At 71.7% G+C, this 19,564-nt stretch carries 7 protein-coding genes; 4 read left to right on the forward strand and 3 right to left on the reverse strand.

Annotated elements, in window-relative coordinates:
- From ABZW18_RS31140 to ABZW18_RS31150, 3 genes are all read right to left on the reverse strand, one after another.
- A partial coding sequence (locus ABZW18_RS31140) for a type I polyketide synthase (protein WP_356193989.1) occupies positions 1-6,137 on the reverse strand: 6,137 nt, incomplete at its 3' end.
- Positions 6,138-6,226: 89 nt separating this feature from the next.
- Entirely contained in the window at positions 6,227-11,176 is a 4,950-nt protein-coding gene (locus tag ABZW18_RS31145) for a type I polyketide synthase (RefSeq protein WP_356193991.1), read from the reverse strand.
- Positions 11,177-11,220: 44 nt separating this feature from the next.
- Positions 11,221-15,348, reverse strand: coding sequence for a beta-ketoacyl synthase N-terminal-like domain-containing protein (locus ABZW18_RS31150; protein ID WP_356193994.1), 4,128 nt, complete (start codon positions 15,346-15,348; stop codon positions 11,221-11,223).
- Between the two features lie 210 nt (positions 15,349-15,558).
- Here ABZW18_RS31150 and ABZW18_RS31155 point away from each other — a divergent pair, with 210 nt between their 5' ends.
- The 4 genes from ABZW18_RS31155 (at position 15,559) to ABZW18_RS31170 (ending at position 19,520) form a co-directional block, all read left to right on the forward strand.
- Positions 15,559-16,974, forward strand: coding sequence for a glycosyltransferase (locus ABZW18_RS31155; protein ID WP_356193996.1), 1,416 nt, complete (start codon positions 15,559-15,561; stop codon positions 16,972-16,974).
- Between the two features lie 12 nt (positions 16,975-16,986).
- Complete coding sequence (locus ABZW18_RS31160) at positions 16,987-18,042, forward strand: DegT/DnrJ/EryC1/StrS family aminotransferase (RefSeq protein ID WP_356193998.1); 1,056 nt, start codon at positions 16,987-16,989, stop codon at positions 18,040-18,042.
- Between the two features lie 31 nt (positions 18,043-18,073).
- Positions 18,074-19,249, forward strand: coding sequence for a cytochrome P450 (locus ABZW18_RS31165; protein ID WP_356194000.1), 1,176 nt, complete (start codon positions 18,074-18,076; stop codon positions 19,247-19,249).
- Between the two features lie 73 nt (positions 19,250-19,322).
- Positions 19,323-19,520 (forward strand): ferredoxin, encoded by a 198-nt coding sequence (locus ABZW18_RS31170; RefSeq protein WP_356194001.1) that lies wholly within the window; start codon positions 19,323-19,325, stop codon positions 19,518-19,520.
- Positions 19,521-19,564: the final 44 nt, after the last annotated feature.

Raw genomic sequence — 19,564 nt, forward strand, 5'->3', positions numbered from 1 at the left:
GGACCGTTCGGCGCCGTCAGACCATTGGACGCACCATCCTGGTTCACTGCGGAACCCCGCACCACCGCCAGCACCCGGTGGCCATTGCGCCGCGCGTCCGAGAGACGCTCCAGCACCAGCATGCCGACACCCTCCGACCAGCCGACACCGTCCGCCGACTCGGAGAACGCCTTGCAACGCCCGTCGGGCGACAGACCCCGTGCCCGGGAGAACTCCACGAAAGTACCGGGGGTCGACATGACGGTGACACCGCCGGCCAGCGCCAGCGAGCATTCACCGCTCCGCAGGGCCTGCGCGGCGAGATGCATGCCGACCAGGGAGGAGGAGCACGCGGTGTCCACCGTCACCGCCGGGCCTTCGAGGCCCAGGGTGTAGGAGACGCGTCCGGAGGCCACGCTCGGTGCGCTGCCGTTGCCTCGGAAGGCTTCGTACTCCTCGCCCGTGAGCAGCGGTCCGTAGTCGTTGTACATGACACCGGCGAAGACACCGGTCCGGCTGCCGCGCAGCGAGGCCGGGTCGATCCCGGCGCGCTCGACGGCTTCCCAGGAGAGTTCGAGGAGCAGGCGCTGCTGGGAGTCGGTGGCCATCGCCTCGCGCGGCGACATACCGAAGAAGTCCGGGTCGAACTCGCCTGCCGTGTGCAGGAATCCGCCTTCGCGGACATGGGTCCTGCCGGGCCGGTCGGGGTCCGGGTCGTAGAGGCCGTCGAGGTCCCAGCCACGGTTGGTGGGGAAGCCGGAGATGGCGTCACCACCCTCCGTGACGAGCTGCCAGAGGTCTTCGGGCGAGGTCACTCCGCCCGGGTAGCGGCAGGCCATGCCGACGATCGCGATCGGGTCGTCGGTGAGCGTGGGCGGGGCGACTGCCGGCGCGGCCGGTGCCTCGGCCGCGGTGCCGAGCAGCTCGTCGCGCATGTGGTCGGCGAGGGCGCTCGGGGTCGGGTAGTCGAAGACCATGGTCGCGGGGAGCCGCAGGCCGGTCACGGATTTGAGGCCGTTGCGCAGCTCGACCGCGGTCAGGGAGTCGAAGCCGAGGTCCTGGAACTGGCGGGACGCCTCGACGTCCGTCGCGTCGGTGTGTCCCAGCACCTGGGCGACCTGGCCGCGTACGAGGTCGAGGAGAATCTCACGGCGTTCGGCGCCGTTCAGTCCGGCGAGACGCTGGGCGAGGCCGTCCTCCGTCTCCGAGACCCGTGCGGCGGCGCGCCGGCCCGGGGCGCCGATGAGGCCGCGCAGCAGGGGCGGGATGCCGTCCTGGGCACGCAGGACGGGCAGGTCGAGGCGTACGGGTGCGACGGCCGCCACGTCGGTGGCGAGGGCGGCGTCGAACAGCGCCAGGCCCTGGTCGACGGAGAGGGACGGCATGCCGGAGCGTGCGATGCGCTCCACGTCGATGTCGGTGAGCGTTCTGGTCATGCCGACGCTCTGGGTCCAGGGGCCCCAGGCGAGGGAGTGGCCCGGCAGTCCGTGGTTCTGCCGGTGGGTGGCGAGGGCGTCCAGGAAGGCGTTGCCCGCCGCGTAGTTGGCCTGTCCGGGGCTGCCGAGGGTGGCGGCGACGGAGGAGAAGAGCACGAACGCGGCCAGGTCGAGCCCGCGCGTCAGTTCATGGAGGTTCCATGCCGCGTCGGCCTTCGGGCGCAGCACGCCGTCCAGCCGCTGCGGGGTGAGCGAGCCGATTACGCCGTCGTCGACGACACCGGCGGTGTGCACGACGGCGGTGAGCGGGTGTTCGGCGGGGACGGTCGCCAGCAGCTCCGCGAGTGCGGTCCGGTCGGTGACGTCGCAGGGTGCGACGGTCACCTGGGCGCCCTGTTCGGTGAGTTCGGCCCGGAGCGTCTCGGCGCCTTCGGCGGCGAGGCCGCGGCGGCTGACGAGCAGCAGGTGCCGTACGCCGCGCTCGGCGACCAGGTGGCGGGCGAGGACGCCGCCGAGGCCGCCCGTACCGCCGGTGATGAGTACGGTGCCCTCGGCGTCCCAGGAGGGCCGCTCGGCGGGGACGGGGACGCGTGTCAGGCGGGCGGCGAGCAGTTCTCCGCCGCGTACCGCGAGGTCGGGCTCGTCGGCCCCGGCCGCGAGGGCGGAGCGGAGAAGGGCCGGCACGGCCTCCGGGGGAAGGGAGGCCGTGCCGGGGTCGATGTCCAGGAGGCCGAGGCGTCCCGGGTTCTCGGTCCTGGCCGTCCGTACGAGGCCGTGGACCGATGCGGCGGCGAGGTCGTCGCCCGTGAGCGCGCCCTGGGTCACGAACACCAGTCGGGCGTCGGCGAAGCGGTCCTCGGCCAGCCACTGCTGTACGTGTGCGAGGACGACGGCGCCCAGGGTATGGGTCGCCGCAACGACGCCGTCGTACGTGCTGTCGGGTTCGCCGTTCGCGGCGATCAGGACCACGCCGGGGACCGGTCCGTCCGCAGCGGCGAGCGCGGTCAGGTCGGGGTGGGCCGTCACAGGGATGCCCGCGGTACGCAGGCCGCCGGCCATGTCGAGCGGGTCGGCCCCGATCAGCGCCACCGTGTCGGGTCCGGCCGCGGCCGGACTCTTCGGAGCGGTCCAGTCCACGCTGAACAGCGAGTCGCGGTGCACCGCGCCGGTGTCGTCGAGGCTCGCCGTGGGGACCGAGCGGGAGACGAGGGAGTCCACGGAGAGGACCGGGCCGCCCGCCGTGTCGTAGACCGCGATGGAGACGGTGTCATCCCCTGCGGGGGCGAGCCGGGCGCGTACCGCCGAGGCGCCGGAGGCGGTCAGTGACACGCCCTCCCACGCGAACGGCAGACCGCCGCGGCTGATGGCACCGAGGTCGGTGAAGGCCGCCGCGTGCTGGGCGGCATCGAGCAGCGCCGGGTGGAGGCCGAAGGCGCTCGCGTCGGTGTCGGAGTCCTCGGGGAGCGTGACGTCCGCGTACACCTCGTCGCCGCGCCGCCAGGCGGCGCGCAGACCCCGGAAGACGGGGCCGTAGTCGAAGCCGAGTTCGGCGAGCCGCTCGTAGCAGCCGTCGAGGTCGACGGGCTCCGCACCGGCGGGCGGCCATACGGTGGCGTCGAAGCCGGGGTCCGGGGCGGACGCGCCGGGCGCGACGACGCCGGTGGCGTGCTGCGACCAGGGGAGGTCGAAGCCGTCCTCGACGCGCGAGTAGATGCCGAGCGGGCGGCGTCCCGCGGCGTCGGCGGCACCGACGCGTACCTGGAGCTGTACGGCTCCGTGTTCGGGGAAGGCGAGCGGCGCGGCGAGGGCCAGTTCCTCGACGCGGTCGCAGTCGACCTCGTCGCCGGCGCGGATGGCCAGTTCGACGAAGGCCGTACCGGGCAGCAGGGCGCGGCCCCGTACGCCGTGGTCGGCGAGCCACGGGTGGGTCTGGACGGACAGCCTGCTGGTGAACAGCGCGCCCTCGCCGTCGGCGAGTTCGACGGCCGCGCCGAGCAGCGGGTGCCGGGCGGAGCCGAGCCCGGCGGCGCGCATGCCGCCGGACGTGTCGAGGCCGGCGGACGGCCAGAAGCGCCGGCGCTGGAACGGGTAGGTGGGCAGGTCGACGAGCCGGGCGCCGGAGCCGTCGTAGAGGGCGGCCCAGCGCACGGTGGCGCCGCGGATGTGCACCCGTGCGAGGGCGGTGACCGCGGCCAGTTCCTCCGGGCGGTCCTTGCGCAGCAGCGGCACCATCGCCGCCTGCTCCGTCAGCGAGTCCTGGGCCATGGCGGAGAGCACACCGTCGGGGCCCAGTTCCAGCAGGGTGGTGACGCCGCGTCCGGTGAGGGTGTGGATGCCGTCGGCGAACCGTACGGCCTCGCGTACGTGCCGTACCCAGTAGCCGGCGGAGCACAGCTCCGCGACCTCGGCGATCCGGCCGGTCACGTTCGACACGACGGGGATCCGGGGCTCCTCGTACGTCAGGCTTTCCGCGACGGCGCGGAACTCCGTCAGCATCGGTTCCATGAGCGGCGAGTGGAAGGCGTGCGAGACGCGCAGCCGGCTGGTCCTGCGGTCCTGCGCCTCGAAGTGCGCTGCGATGTCCTGGACGGCGCTCTCGTCACCGGCGATCACCACGGACGTGGGTCCGTTGACGGCGGCGATCGACACCCGCTCGGTGAGCAGCGGCGCGATCTCGTCCTCGGTGGCCCGTACAGCGACCATGACGCCGCCGGCGGGCAGGGCGGCCATCAGCGAGGCGCGGGCGGCGACGAGACGGCAGGCGTCCTCCAGCGAGAAGACGCCGGCCACATGGGCGGCCGCTATCTCTCCGATGGAGTGGCCGCCGACGAAGTCGGGGGTGACGCCGAGCGAGGCGACGAGGCGGTACAGCGCGACCTCGACGGCGAAGAGCGCGGGCTGGGTCCAGCGGGTCTCGTTGAGCGGTTCGGGGTCGGTTCCCCAGACGATGTCGCGCAGCGGACGGTCGAGGTGGGTGTCGAGTGCGTCGGCGGCGGCGTCGAAGGCCTCGGCGAACACCGAGAATCTGGCGTGGAGTTCGCGTCCCATGCCGAGGCGCTGGGAGCCCTGACCGGAGAAGAGTACGGCGAGCAGGCCCTCGTCGGCCACGCCGTCGGCGGCCTGGGTGGGGCCGGTGGTGTCGGCGAGCAGGACGGACCGGTACTCGAAGACGGAGCGGCCTGCGGCGAGGGAGTAGCCGATGTCGACGGGCCGGACTCCGGGGTTGCGCTCGATGAAGGAGAGCAACCGGGCGCGCTGTTCCGCCAGGGCGGTGGCGGACCGGCCGGAGATGGCCCAGGGGATGACGTCGGGTACCGCGGAGTCCTCGGCGGGAGCGCTCTCGGCGACGACCGGGGCCTGTTCGAGGATCAGATGCGCGTTGGTGCCGCTGACTCCGAACGAGGAGACGGCGGCGCGCCGGGCACGGCCCGTCTCAGGCCATTCGACGGGCTCGTCGAGCAGTTCGACCGAACCGGTCGTCCAGTCCACATCGTGGGAGGGTTCACCCACGTGCAGGCTGCGCGGCATCAGCCCGTGCCGCATCGCCATGATCATCTTGATGACACCGGCGGCGCCCGAGGCCGCCTGGGTGTGCCCGATGTTCGACTTGACCGACCCCAGCCGCAGCGGCCGTTCGCGCTCCTGGCCGTAGGTGGCCAGCAGCGCCTGCGCCTCGATCGGGTCACCGAGGGTCGTACCCGTACCGTGCGCCTCGACGACGTCCACGTCGGCGGGCGTCAGCCGGGCGTTCTCCAGGGCGGCGCGGATGACGCGCCGCTGCGAGGGGCCGTGCGGTGCGGAGAGGCCGTTGGACGCCCCGTCCTGGTTGATCGCGCTGCCGCGCAGCACGGCCAGGACCGGGTGGCCGGCCCGCTGGGCGTCCGAGAGCCGTTCCAGTACGAGGACGGCCGCGCCCTCGCCCCAGCCGGTGCCGTCGGCGTCCTGGGAGAACGACTTGCAGCGGCCGTCGGCGGCCATCCCGCTCTGGGCGGTGAAGGAGACGAAGGGGCCCGGCGTCGCCATCACGGAGGCGCCGCCCGCCAGGGCCATGCTGCATTCGCCGTTGCGCAGGGACTGCGCCGCCCAGTGCAGGGCCACCAGTGAGGAGGAGCAGGCCGTGTCGACGGTGACGGCGGGGCCCTCGGCCCCGAGTGTGTAGGAGAGCCGGCCCGAGATGACACTCGCGGCGTGCCCGGTGGTCGAGAACTGCTCCGCGTCCTCGTCGGAGGCCTGGATGACCGAGGCGTAGTCCTGCCCGGCCGTCCCGACGAACACGCCGGCCCGGCTGCCGCGCAGGGTGACCGGGTCGATGCCGGCGCGCTCCAGCGCCTCCCAGGCGACTTCCAGCAGCAGCCGCTGCTGGGGGTCCATGGCGACGGCCTCACGGGGTGAGATCCCGAAGAATCCGGGGTCGAAGTCCGCCATGTCGTAGAGGAAGGCGCCCTCTTGGGCGAGGCTGCGGCCGGGGCCGTCGCCGGCGAGGCGGTCCAGGTCCCAGCCGCGGTCGGCGGGGAAGCCTCCCATGACGTCGCGGCCCTCGGTGACCAGGTCCCACAGGTCCTCGGGGGAGGTCACGCCGCCGGGGTAGCGGCAGCCGATGCCGACGACGGCGATGGGCTCCTCGGCGGCCGCCACCAGCTGCTGGTTCTGCTGACGGAGCCGCTCGATCTCCTTCAGCGACGACCGCAGCGCCTCGACGTACTTGTTGGTGGACGTGCTCATCGGACTCTCCAGATCTCTTTCAGTTCGCAGGTGCCGCGCGACCGGCGGCGTCCGTCCGGCGCGGCAGGACGGACGCCGCCGGGAGGGCCCTACATCTCGGTGGCGAGCCGCAGCAGGCTTTCGGCGTCCATGTCGTCGAGCGAGTCCTCGCCGTCGGCGGCCCCGGTGGTCGCTTCGACGGCGTCGGCGGTGGCGAGTTTGAGCACCATGTCCAGAAGTCCTGCTTTACGGAGTCGGCTGATGGGAACGGAGGCGAGCACGTCGCGGATCTCCGCGTCGGGATCGTCGGCCCGGTCCTCGCCGGCCCGCCCGGGAGCGGTTCCGAACAGGAGCGAGCCGATGTGTTGGGCGAGGGCGGCCGGGGTCGGATAGTCGAAGACCAGGGCCGCCGGCAGGGGCAGGCCCAGGGCCGTCCGCAGCCGGTTGCGCAGTTCGACGGCTGTCACTGAGTCGAAGCCGACGTCGCGGAAGGCGCGGGTGGCGGGGATGGCGTCGGCGGCGTCGTGGCCGAGCGTCGCGGACGCCTCCGCGCGCACCGCTTCGAGCAGGGCGCGGTCGCGTTCCGCGGTGGGCAGGGTGTCGAGCCGCTGCCTGAGCGGTGCTGCGGCGGAGCCGCTGTCGCCGGCAGACAGGTCGTTCCCTGCCGCCAGGGCCCTGTCCGCCTCCGGGATTCCGGAGAGCAGCGGGCTGGGCCGGGTCGCGGTGAAGCTGGGGGTGAACCGTTCCCAGTCCATCAGCGTCACGGTGAGCGCCGTGTCGTCGTCCTCCAGCATCCGCTGGAGCGCGGCGATCGCCAGCGGCGGTTCCATGGGCATGACGCCCTGGCGCCGCAGCCGCTCGTGGACCTCGTCGACCGTGGCCATGCCGACCCCGGCCCAGGTGCCCCAGGCGACGGAGGCAGCGGTCAGGCCCTCGGCCCTGCGGTGTTCGGCCAGGGCGTCGAGGAAGGCGTTGGCCGCCGCGTAGCCGGGCTGGCCACCGCTGCCCCAGGTCGCCGCGCCCGACGAGAACAGGACGAACGCGTCGAGGTCGAGGTCGCGGGTCAGTTCGTGCAGATGCAGGGCCGCGGTCAGCTTGGACCGCATCAGCGCGTCCAGTTGTTCCAGCGTCAGCGACTCCACGGTGTCATCCCCGTCGGCCACGCCCGCCGCGTGGAAGACCGAGGCGAGCGGGAACTCGGCGGGGATCTCGGCCAGTACGCCGCCCAGCGCGTCGCGGTCGGCGGCGTCGCAGGCGGCGATGGTGACGCGGGCGCCCAGTTCCTCCAGTTCGGCGCGGAGTGCGGCCGCGCCGGGCGCGTCCTCACCACGACGGCTGGTCAGCACCACATGTGCGGCGCCGCGTTCGATCATCCAGCGGGCGACCCGGCCGCCGATACCGCCGGTGCCCCCGGTGATCAGTGCCGTACCCCGGCCCTGCCAGCGGCGCTCGGGGCTGTCGGCGGTGGGCGCGGCGTGGGTCAGGCGGCGGCCGTAGACCCCGGACGGACGGACCGCGATCTGGTCCTCTCCGTTCAGGCCCGCCAGTACGGCGGTCAGCCGGGCCCCGGACCGCGCGTCCAGCGTCTCGGGGAGATCGACCAGACCACCCCAGCGGTCCGGGTGCTCCAGCGCGACCACGCGGCCGAGCCCCCACAGAGCGCCCTGCACGGGCCGGGTGAGACGGTCGTCCCGGCCCACCGATACGGCGCCCCGGGTCGCGCACCACAGCGGGGCGCGGAGTCCGGCGTCGCCCAGTGCCTGGACGAGGGCGAGCGTCAGGGCCAGGCCTGCGGGTACGGAGGCGTGGTCCGGGTGCCGCTCCTCCAGGGGAGCCAGCAGCGACAGAACGCCGGTGAACTCCGTGCCGTCCGCGGTCAGTTCCGTGATCCTCTTGGCCCAGGCCGCGCGGCCCGCGCCGTCGGGACCGCTCGCGGCTCCGCCCTCCGCCTCGAGCCGGACCGTGTCCGGGCCGAGAGCGGCCAGTACGGCGGAGATCCAGGCGTCGTCGGCCCGGTCCGCCGGGACCACCGCCAGCCAGCGGCCCGTGGGTGCGGCGCCGGCGCCCGGCTCGTTCAGCCGGGTCCAGTCGACGCGGTAGCACCAGGCGTTGACGGCCGAGCGCTCCCGCCACTTGGCCCGCCACGCCGACAGGGCGGGCAGTACGACGCCGAGCGAGGAGCGCGCGCCGTTGGCGCCGACGCCGAGTTCGTCGGCCAGGGACTCCAGGTCCTCGCTCTCGACGAGATCCCAGAACGCCGCGTCCGCCTCGGTGCCGTTACCGGTACCGGCTGCGCCGATGCCGGCCGTGGGCCTGGGCTCGGGCCAGTACCGCCGGCGCTGGAAGGCGTACGTGGGCAGCTCGACGGGAACGGCGGCGCCGGCGGGGAACGCCGTGCACCAGTCCACCGCCGTGCCGCGCGCGTGTGCCTCGGCGAGGGAGGCCAGGAAGCGCCGGAGGTCGCCCTCGTCGCGGCGCAGGGTGCCGAGCACCACCGCGGAGTCGGCGACGGCCTCCCCCACCGCGTCCTGGGTCTCCTGGATGGGGGCGGCCAGCACCGGGTGCGGGCTCAATTCGATGAAGACGCGGTGCCCGTCCGCCAGCAGCGCCCGGGTCGCCTCCTCCATCCGTACGGTCCTGCGCAGATTCGTGTACCAGTACTCGCCGTCGAACGCGGCTTCCGTCAGCCGGGCGCCGGTCACCGTCGAGTAGAACGGCACGCGCGGGGACTTTGAGCGGACCGGTGCGAGTACGCGGGACAGTTCGTCGCGTACGGCTTCGACCTGCGCACCGTGCGAGGCGTAGTCCACCGGCACCTTGCGGGCTCGGACGCCCTGCTGTTCACAGGCGGCAAGCAGTTCGTCCAGCGCTCCGGCGTCGCCGGAGACGATGACCGAGGAGGGCCCGTTCACGGCCGCGACCGAGAGCAGTCCGTCCCAGGGTTCCAGCAGCGCGATCACCCGCTGGACCGGCGCGGCCACCGACATCATGCCGCCGAGACCGGAGAGCCGGGGCAAAGCCTGGCTGCGCAGGGCCACGACGGCGGCGGCGTCCTCCAGGGTCAGCGCGCCCGCTACGTGGGCGGCGGCGATCTCTCCCTGCGAGTGGCCGACGACCGCCGCGGGCTCCACTCCGTACGAGCGCCAGAGCGCGGTCAGGGCCACCATCATCGAGAACAGCGCGGGCTGGACGACATCCACACGTTCGAGCAGCTCGGGGTCGCCTTCCCCGGCCAGTACGCCGTGCAGCGACCAGTCGATGTACGGGGCGAGCGCGCCGGCGCAGGCGTCCACGGCCTCCCGGAACACCTCGGAGTGCGCGAGCAGGTCGCGGCCCATGCCCCACCACTGGGAGCCCTGGCCGGGGAAGACGAACACCGGTCCCATCGAACCCTCGCCAACGGTGCCGTGTACGACGCCCGCCGCGCTCCGTCCCGTGGCCAGCGCTTCGAGGGAGCGCTGGAAGTCGCTCCGGGAGCGGCCGAGCACCACCGCGCGGTGTTCGAAGGTGGAGCGGGTGGTCGCCAGCGACCAGCCCACCCGCGCGGGCGACAGGCCGGGGTCGGCGTCGGCGAGGGCGAGCAGCCGCGCCGCCTGGTCGCGCAGCGCCGCCTCGGACTTGGCCGAGACCAGCCACGGCACGACCCGCTCGGCCTCGGGTTCGTCAGCCGTTACGACTTCGGCCGGGGGCGCCTGCTCCAGGATCAGATGGGCGTTGGTGCCACTGATCCCGAAGGACGACACGCCCGCGCGCCGCGGCCGGTCGGCATCCGGCCATACGGTCTGTTCGGTCAGCAACTCCACCGCGCCGGACGCCCAGTCGACGTGCGACGACGGGGTGCCGGCGTGCAGCGTCCCGGGGAGGACGCCCTCACGCATGGCCATCACCATCTTGATGACGCCGGCGACTCCGGCGGCGGCCTGGGTGTGACCGATGTTGGACTTCAGGGAGCCGAGCCAGAGCGGGCGCTCGGGGTCCCGGTCCTGGCCGTAGGTGGCCAGCAGTGCCTGTGCCTCGATCGGGTCACCGAGCTTCGTGCCCGTACCGTGCGCCTCCACCGCGTCGACGTCGGCACCGGTGAGCCCGGCGTTGGCGAGGACCTGGCGGACCACACGTTCCTGGGAGGGGCCGTTGGGGGCGGTGAGTCCGTTGGACGCGCCGTCCTGGTTGACCGCGGAGCCGCGCAGCACGGCGAGGACCTGGTGGCCGTTGCGCTGGGCGTCGGAGAGGCGTTCCGCGACGAGTACGCCGACGCCCTCACCCCAGCCCGTACCGTCCGCGTCGTCGGAGAAGGCCTTGCAGCGGCCGTCGGGGGCCAGTCCGCCCTGCTTGCTGAACTCCACGAAGACCGAGGGCTCGCTGAGTACGGTGACGCCGCCGATGACGGCGAGCGAGGACTCGCCGTTGCGCAGCGACTGCGCCGCGACGTGCAGCGCGACCAGCGAGGAGGAGCAGGCGGTGTCGACTGTGATGGCGGGGCCCTCGAGCCCCAGGGTGTAGGCGAGACGTCCGGACAGCACGCTGGCGGCGGTGCCGGTCAGCGCATGTCCCCGGAGTTCACCGGCGGCGGCCGCCGAGGGCGCTCCCCAGTGGTAGGCGCCCACGAACACCCCGGCCCGGCTGCCGCGCAGCGCGGTCGGGGCGATCCGGGCCCGTTCCAGAGCCTCCCACGTCACCTCCAGCAGCAGCCGCTGCTGGGGGTCCATGGCGATGGCCTCGCGCGGGGAGATCCCGAAGAAACCGGCATCGAATTCCGGCGCCTCGTAGAGGAATCCGCCTTCGTGTGTGGCGCTGTTTCCTTCGCCGGTCCCGGTGAGCCGGTCGAGATCCCAGCCGCGGTCCGCGGGGAATCCCGATATGGCGTCACCACCGGACTCGACGAGTTCCCACAGGGCTTCCGGGGAACGTACGCCGCCGGGCAGCCGGCAGCTCATTCCGACAATGGCGATGGGCTCATTGTCCTTGAGCTCCAGTTCCCCGATGCGCTGACGCGCACGGCGGAGATCGGAAGTCACTCGCCTCAGGTAGTCGACGACTTTGTCCTGCTGGTCTTCTGGCACCGGTCCGTCCTCAGCATCGGGTCGCGAACGAAAGCAGCAATTCTTTATGTGGTTTCGAACTCTTCATCGATGATGTCGAGCAGTCTGTCGACCGACGCCGTCTCGATGTCCTCGCCGGTAGCGCGCAGTGCGGAGGGCGTGGATTGCCGAAGGGTGGAGATGATTTTCTCCAGACGGTCAGCGATCACCTGGCGTTCGAAACCGTCCGACGACACCGACTGGATGACGGCCTCGAACCTGTCGAGTTCGTCGTCCGCGGGTCCCGTCGCCGGGGCGGCGGGTGCGGTGAGGACCGCCGCGAGATGGTCGGCGATCCGCGCGGGTGTCGGGAAGTTGAAGACGAGCGTGCTGGGCAGTGCCCGGCCGGTGAGTACGCCGAGCCGGTCGCAGAGCTCGACGCCCGCGAGCGAGTCGAGGCCCATCTCCTTGAAGGCGTGGTGGGCACCGATGGTGTCCGGGCTGCCGTGGCCGAGCACCGCGGCGGCCTCGGTCCGTACGAGATCGAGCAGATACCGCGTCCGCTTGGCCTCGGGCATTGCTTCCAGCTGCTTGAGCGGGATGGGTACGTCACCGTCCCGCGCGCCCGGCTTGGCGGCCGGCGGCCGGGTGGTGCGGGCGCCGCCCGGCTCCGTCCGTGCCTTGTGCCGAGGTGCCTCCGGGGCGGAAAGCAACTCCTGTGCGGACAGCGGACGTACGCGCAGCGTCTCGACCGTGAGCACCGGGGCTCCGGAGAGATCGGCGGCCGTCAGCCGCAGCACGGCGCCCGTCTCGTCGTCGCAGGGGGTGATCCGTACGCGCAGGGCGGAGGCGCCGAAGGCGAGCAGGGACACCCCTCGCCAGCGGTCCGGAAGACCGACGTCGTCCGTCATGGCGGCGTGCCGCGCCGCGTCCAGCAGGGCGGGGTGGAGTCCGTACGCCTCCGCGTCGGCCACCTCGGCGGGCAGGGCGACCTCGGCGAAGGTCTCGTCGCCGCGCCGCCACAGCGCCCGCAGGCCCTGGAAGACCGGGCCGTAGTCGAAGCCCTGGTCGGCGAGACGTTCGTAGTGGTGCTCCAGCTCCACCGGCTCGGCGCCCTCCGGCGGCCAGGCATCCGTGCCGGAACCGAGGTCCGCGGAGGTCTCCGGCTCGCCGGGGGCCGGGGTCAGGACGCCGGTGGCGTGCCGGGTCCACGGCTCGTCGACGGTGCCCTCCGGCCTGGAATGGACGGTGACACCGCGCCGGCCGGTGCCGTCCGCCGTGCTGAGGCGCACTTGCAGCCGCACAGAGCCGTGCTCGGCCAGGATCAGGGGTTCGGCGAGAGTCAGTTCCTCGATCCGGTCGCAGCCCGCCTCGTTGCCGGCCCGGATCGCCACCTCCAGCAGCGCCGTTCCCGGCAGTGTGATCCGTCCGGCGATCGCGTGCTGGGCCAGCCAGGGGTGGGTACGGGCGGAGAGCCTCCCGGTGAACACCAGGCCCTCGCCGTCGGCGAGTTCCAGGGTGACGCCGAGCAGGGGGTGCCCCGTGGCGCCCGCGCCCTGGCCGCCCGCACCGGCCGACGACGGGGCCGGCCAGTAGCGCTCGTGCTGGAAGGCGTAGGTCGGCAGATCGACCCGCCGGGCGGCCGTGTCCCCGAAAAAGGCCCGCCAGTCGACCGGGACGCCTGCGGTGTGCAGCCGGCCCAGTGTGGCGACGAGGGCGGATTCCTCCGTACGGTCCTTGCGCAGCGCGGGTACGACGGTCATGCGCCGGGCGGCCTCGCCGTGGCTTTCCCTGGCCATCGCGGAGAGCACGCTCCCGGGGCCCAGCTCCAGCAGGACGTCCACGTTCTCCTCGCGCAGCGCCGTGATGCCGTCGCCGAAGCGCACGGCCTGGCGCACATGGCGCACCCAGTAGTCGGGGGTACACAGCAGCGCCCCGGCCGGCCCCCCGGTGAGGTTCGAGATGACCGGTACGGCCGGTTCGTGGAAGGTGAGCGATTCCACGACGCTGCGGAAGTCCGCGAGCATCGGGTCCATCAGCGGCGAGTGGAAGGCGTGCGACACCGACAACCGGTTGGTTCTGCGGCCCTGGTCGGCGAAGTGTGCGGCGATCTCCAGGGCCGCGCTCTCCTCGCCCGCGATCACCACGGACTCGGGCCCGTTGACCGCGGCGACGGACACCTGGCCGGCGCGGCCGGCGAGCAGCGGGAGGACCTCGTGCTCGGCGGCCTGTACGGCGACCATCGCGCCGCCGGCCGGCAGTGCCTGCATCAGCCCGGCGCGGGCGGCGACCAGCCGGCAGGCGTCGGCCAGCGAGAACACGCCCGCCACATGGGCCGCCGCGATCTCGCCGATCGAGTGGCCGCCCACCACGGCGGGGCGGATGCCCAGGGACTCCACCAGCCGGAACAGCGCCGTCTCGATGGCGAACAGCGCGGGCTGTGTCCAGCCCGTACGGTTCAGCTGCTCCGGGTCGTCGCCCCACATGATCTCGCGCAGCGGGCGGTCGAGGTGCCCGTCCAGTTCGGTCAGTACCGCGTCCAGGGCGCGCGCGAAGTCCGGGAAGCGCTCGTACAGTTCGCGTCCCATGCCGAGGCGCTGGCTGCCCTGGCCGGGGAAGAGGATCGCCACGGCGCCGTCGCCGGCCTCGCCGCGGGCGGCTTCGGTCACGCCGTGCCCGTCCGCGAGCAGTACCGCCCGGTGCCGCAGCGCGGCCCGGCCCGTCGCCAGGGAATAGCCGATGTCGAGAGCGCCGAGTCCGGGGGCGCCGGCCACGAAGTCGCTGAGCCGGTCCAGCTGGTCCTTCAGCGCCGCCTCGGACCTGGCCGATACGAGCCAGGGCACGACGGCGGGCGCGGGAGCGGATGGGTGCTGTTCGTCCGTGTCCGGGGCCTGCTCGACGATGACATGCGCGTTGGTGCCGCTGATGCCGAAGGACGACACACCGGCGCGCCGCGGCCGTCCCTCGGGGTGCCACGGGGCCGGTTCGGTCAGCAGCTCGATGGCGCCTTCCGACCAGTCCACGTGGGAGGTCCGCTTGTTCACATGGAGGGTCTGCGGCATCAGTCCGTGGCGCATGGCCATCACCGTCTTGATGAAGCCCGCGACCCCGGCAGCCGCCTGGGCGTGGCCGATGTTCGACTTGAGTGAGCCCAGCCGCAGCGGGTGCCCGGGAGCGCGGTCCTGCCCGTAGGTGGCCAGCAGCGCCTGCGCCTCGATCGGGTCGCCGAGCTTTGTCCCGGTGCCGTGTGCCTCGACCAGGTCGATGTCGGCTCCGGAGAGTCCCGCGTCGGCCAGTGCCTGGCGGATCACGCGTTCCTGTGACCGGCCGCTCGGGGACGTCAGGCCGTTGGACGCGCCGTCCTGGTTGGTGGCGCTGCCGCGGATGACGGCGAGTACGGAGTGGCCGCAGGCACGCGCGTCGGAGAGCCGTTCCAGTACGACGATGCCGACGCCCTCGGCCCAGGCCGTGCCGTCCGCCTCGTCGGAGAACGCCTTGCAGCGTCCGTCGGGGGCCAGCCCGCCCTGGCGGGAGTAGCCGATGAAGCCCACGGGGGTGGACATCACCGTGACACCGCCGGCCAGCGCCATCGAACACTCCCCCGCGCGCAGTGAGCGCGCCGCCCAGTGCAGGGCGACCAGCGAGGACGATGAAGCGCTGTCGACGGTGACCGCCGGTCCTTCGAGACCGAGGGTGTAGGCGAGCCGTCCGGACGCGACGCCGGGTGAGAGACCGGTCATGGCGTGGCCCGCCAGGTCTTCTCCGGACTGCTGGGTGACGGCGGCGTAGTCCTGGCCGTTGGTGCCGACGAACACACCGGTCCGGCTGCCATTCAGGCTGTGCGGGTCGATCCCGGCCCGTTCGACCGCCTCCCACGAGGTTTCGAGCACCAGGCGCTGTTGCGGGTCCGTGGACACCGCCTCGCGTGGTGACATGCCGAAGAACGCGGCGTCGAAGTCGGCCGCCTCGTACAGGAATCCGCCTTCGCGGGTCACGCTGCGGCCCGGCCCTTCGCCGGCCAGTGCATCCAGGTCCCAGCCGCGGTCCGCCGGAAAGCCCGAGACCGCGTCACGGCCCGTCAGGACCAGGTCCCACAGCTCCTCGGGGGAGCGCACTCCCCCCGGATAGCGGCATGCCATCCCGACGACCACTACCGGGTCTTCGTCGGCTCCGATCGTCATGATGTTGCACACACCCCTAGGAAGTCGGGACACCTCTCCGTGCCGGATCGTATGGGTGTCAACGCTGTACTTTTCCCTAAGGAATTCAGGGGCCCCCGGGCGGAAGACTAGGGATTCTCCGGAACGTGGTGTGAGACCAAGTAAGTGCTCCGCTGCAACGCGCGGCGCGGCCACCCGGCGACCGGCCGTGTGGGTACCTGTGGCACCGACCGTTGGGGCTGCCACTTCCGGAGGGTGTTGTCCATGGGCTCGATTCGGCGGCCTATCCTGTTCGTCAGCTATGCCGAAAGCGGTCTCCTCAACCCGCTGCTCGTACTTGCGGAGGAATTGTCCCGCCGCGGCGTGGAGGATCTATGGTTCGCGACCGACGAAAAGGGGCGCTCCGATATCGGGGCGGCCACAGTGAAAACGCCCGTGGAGTTCGCGTCGCTCGGCGATGTGGTGTCGCAGATGTCGGCCGTCACCTGGGACGACGAGACCTATCGTGAGGTGACGCAGCGGTCGCGTTTCAAGGCGCACCGCGCGGTCATCAAGCACTCCTTCGCACCGGAATCCCGGGTGGAGAAGTACAAGCGCCTCGAAGCCGTTGTCGAGGAGATCCAGCCGGCGCTGATGGTCATCGAGTCCATGTGCCAGTTCGGGTACGAGCTGGCCATCACGAAGGGGGTTCCCTTCGTGCTCGGCGTACCGTTCGTGCCGAGCAATGTCCTCACCTCGCATGTGCCGTTCGCCAAGTCGTACACCCCGGGCGGCTTCCCGGTGCCGCACTCCGGGCTGCCGCTGGACATGACGTTCGCGCAGCGGGTGGAGAACCAGCTGTTCCGGCTGCGGACCCTGGGGATGTTCATGAGCTCCTCGATGCGCAAGGTGGTCGAGGAGGACAACCGGATCCGCGCGGAACTGGGGATAGCGCCCGAGGCGCGCCAGATGATGGCCCGGATCGATCACTCCGAGATGGTTCTCTGCTACTCGGTGCCCGAGCTGGACTACCCGTTCCCGGTGCCGGAGAAGATGCGGCTGGTCGGCGCCATGGTGCCGCCGCTGCCGCAGGCTCCGGACGACAACGGGCTCTCCGACTGGCTCGACGCCCAGGATTCCGTGGTCTACATGGGGTTCGGCACGATCACCAGGCTGACCCGGGAACAGGTCGGCGCGCTGGTGGACGTGACACGGCGACTGGCGGGCAAGCACTCCGTCCTGTGGAAACTGCCCAAGGAGCAGCAGGAGTTGCTGCCGCCCCAGGACGAGCTGCCGGAGAACCTGCGGATCGAGAACTGGGTCCCCTCCCAGCTGGATGTCCTGGCTCACCCGAACGTCAACGTCTTCTTCACTCACGCGGGCGGCAACGGCTACCACGAGGGGCTGTACTTCGGTAAGCCGCTGGTCGTGCGCCCGCTCTGGGTCGACTGCGACGACCAGGCCGTCCGGGGCCAGGACTTCGGGGTCAGCCTGACCCTCGACCGTCCGGAGACCGTCGACCCGGACGACGTGTTCGACAAGCTCACCCGGGTGCTCGAGGACAGCGCGTTCCGTGAGCGCGCGGAGCACTTCGCGGAGCTGCTGCGTGCCGCGGGCGGCCGGACCGCCGCCGCGGATCTGATGCTCGGCCTTCCGGCCCTCACCGAACCCGCTCCCGCTCTCGCTCCCGCCAACGACTGATCGAGGCATCGCATGTCATACACACAACCTGTGTCCAAGCCCTGGCTCGGCGGGCGTGAGCTCGAGTACGTGACGGACGCCGTCAGCGACGGCTGGATCTCGTCGCAGGGACCGTACGTCCGGAAGTTCGAGAGCGAGTTCGCCGAGTACAACAAGATCGCGCGCGGCGTCGCCTGCTCGTCCGGTACGACGGCGCTCACGCTGGCCCTGCGTGCTCTCGGCGTCGGCCCCGGCGACGAGGTGATCGTCCCCGAGTTCACGATGATCGCGTCGGCCTGGGCGGTGACCTACACGGGAGCCACGCCCGTCTTCGTGGACTGCGGCGACGATCTCAATATCGATGTCACGCTCATCGAGGAGAAGATCACTCCCCGCACCAAGGTGATCCTGCCGGTGCACATCTACGGCCGCCGGTGCGACATGGACAAGATCATGGATCTGGCCCATGAGTACAACCTCCGCGTCGTGGAGGACTCCGCCGAGGCCCACGGCGTACGGCCGGTCGCCGACATCGCCTGCTTCTCGCTCTTCGCGAACAAGATCATCACCGCCGGTGAGGGCGGCATCTGTCTCACCAACGACCCGTCCCTCGCCGATCAGATGGCCCATCTGCGGGCGATGGCCTTCACCAAGGACCACAGCTTTCTGCACAAGAAGCTGGCCTACAACTTCCGTATGACGAGCATGCAGGCGGCCGTCGCCCTGGCGCAGACCGAGCAGCTCGACGCCATTCTGGAGACCCGCCGGGAGATCGAGCGGCGCTACGACGAGGGCCTGAGCGGTATCGACGGGATCACCCTGATGCCGCCGCGCGATGTTCTGTGGATGTACGACCTGCGGGCCGAACGCCGCGAGGAACTGCGGGACTTCCTCGCGGACGAGGGCATCGAGACGCGGCTCTTCTTCAAGCCGATGAGCCGGCAGCCCGGGTACCTCAACCCCGACTGGCCCTCGCTGAACGCCAGCCGCTTCAGCGAGGACGGCCTCTACCTCCCGACCCACACCGGGCTGACCGCGGAGGACCAGGAGTCCATCACCGGAAAGATCCGCAAGTTCTACGGCGCCTGAGTCGTGTCCGATCCCCAGGGGAATTGAGAAGATGACAACTGTCGACAGGTGCCCGGTCGCCTTCCCGCTGCGACGGCCCGGCCAGTCCTTTCCGCCGCCGGAGTACCAGGACTTCCGCAAGCGGATAGGCCTGGTGAGCACGACGCTGCCCTCCGGGGTCCATGTGTGGCTGGTGACGCGGCACGAGGACGTACGCCAGGTACTCACCGATCCGCGGATCAGCTCCAACCCCTCGCACCCCGGTTTCCCCCGGGCGGCGAAGACCGGCGGTGTCCCGTCCCAGGACGAGGTACCCGGCTGGTTCGTGGCGCTGGACCCGCCGGAGCACGGGCGGTTCCGCAAGACGCTGATTCCCGAGTTCACCGTCCGCAAGGTCAGGGAGCTGCGGCCGGCCATCCAGCAGATCGTGGATGAGCGCATCGACGCGATGCTCGCGGCGGGAAACACCGCCGATCTGATCGCGGACTTCGCCCTGTCCGTGCCGTCTCTGGTGATCTCCAGTCTGCTCGGCGTGCCCAACGCCGACCGGGACTTCTTCGAGACCAAGACCCGGGTACTGGTCACGCTCACCTCCACCGACGAGCAGCGGCAGGCTGCGTCTGTGGCGCTGCTGCGCTATCTCAACCGGCTGATCACGATCAAGCAGAAGCGGCCGGGCGACGATCTCATCAGTCAGCTGCTGGCCGAGGGGACGCTGAGCAAGCAGGAACTGTCCGGCGTGTCGATGCTGCTGCTGATCGCCGGGCACGAGACGACGGCGAACAACATCGGGCTCGGTGTCGTCACCCTGCTGTCCAACCCGCAATGGATCGGAGACGAGCGGGCGGTGGAGGAGCTGCTGCGCTACTACTCGGTGGCGGACCTGGTCGCCTTCCGGGTGGCTGTCGAGGATGTGGAGATCGGCGGACAGCTCATCAGGGCGGGCGAGGGCATCATCCCGCTGGTCGCCGCGGCCAACCACGACGGGACCGTCTTCGAGCGCCCCGACGAGTTCGACCCGAGCAGGTCCGCCCGGTCGCATGTGGCGTTCGGGTACGGAGTGCACCAGTGCCTCGGCCAGAACCTGGTCAGGGTCGAGATGGACATCGCCTACCGCACGCTGTTCGAGCGGATACCGACGCTGGAACTGGCCGTGCCGGTGGAGGAGTTGCCGCTCAAGTACGACGGGGTGCTGTACGGACTGCACGCCCTGCCCGTCCGCTGGTAGCCGGACCGCACACGAAGAAAGGGCCGCCCCGCCGGGCGGCCGGGCACGAGCGCAGGTAACCGACGGAGGAATGATGGTTCGCATCAGCGTGGACACCGACCGCTGTGTGGGGGCTGGACAGTGCGTGCTGTCGGCTCCCGATGTCTTCGACCAGGACGATCTCGGGATCGTCCTGGTCCTGGCGGAACCGGGGGACGAGCCCGCGCGGGAGGCCGCGCGGCAGGCGGGTCTGATCTGCCCGTCCCAGGCGATCACCGTGACCGAGAGCTGAACGGCTGCCGCATCACAACGGGCTCTGGCCCCACGGTCGGTGGG

This window comes from Streptomyces sp. NPDC004647, assembly GCF_040609575.1.
Taxonomy (GTDB): domain Bacteria; phylum Actinomycetota; class Actinomycetes; order Streptomycetales; family Streptomycetaceae; genus Streptomyces.

Excerpts from the sequence above, each read along its gene's own strand:
- ABZW18_RS31155 (WP_356193996.1), top strand. The coding sequence starts at position 15,559 with ATGGGCTCGATTCGGCGGCCTATCCTGTTCGTCAGCTATGCCGAAAGC.
- ABZW18_RS31160 (WP_356193998.1), top strand. The coding sequence starts at position 16,987 with ATGTCATACACACAACCTGTGTCCAAGCCCTGGCTCGGCGGGCGTGAG.
- ABZW18_RS31165 (WP_356194000.1), top strand. The coding sequence starts at position 18,074 with ATGACAACTGTCGACAGGTGCCCGGTCGCCTTCCCGCTGCGACGGCCC.
- ABZW18_RS31170 (WP_356194001.1), top strand. The coding sequence starts at position 19,323 with ATGGTTCGCATCAGCGTGGACACCGACCGCTGTGTGGGGGCTGGACAG.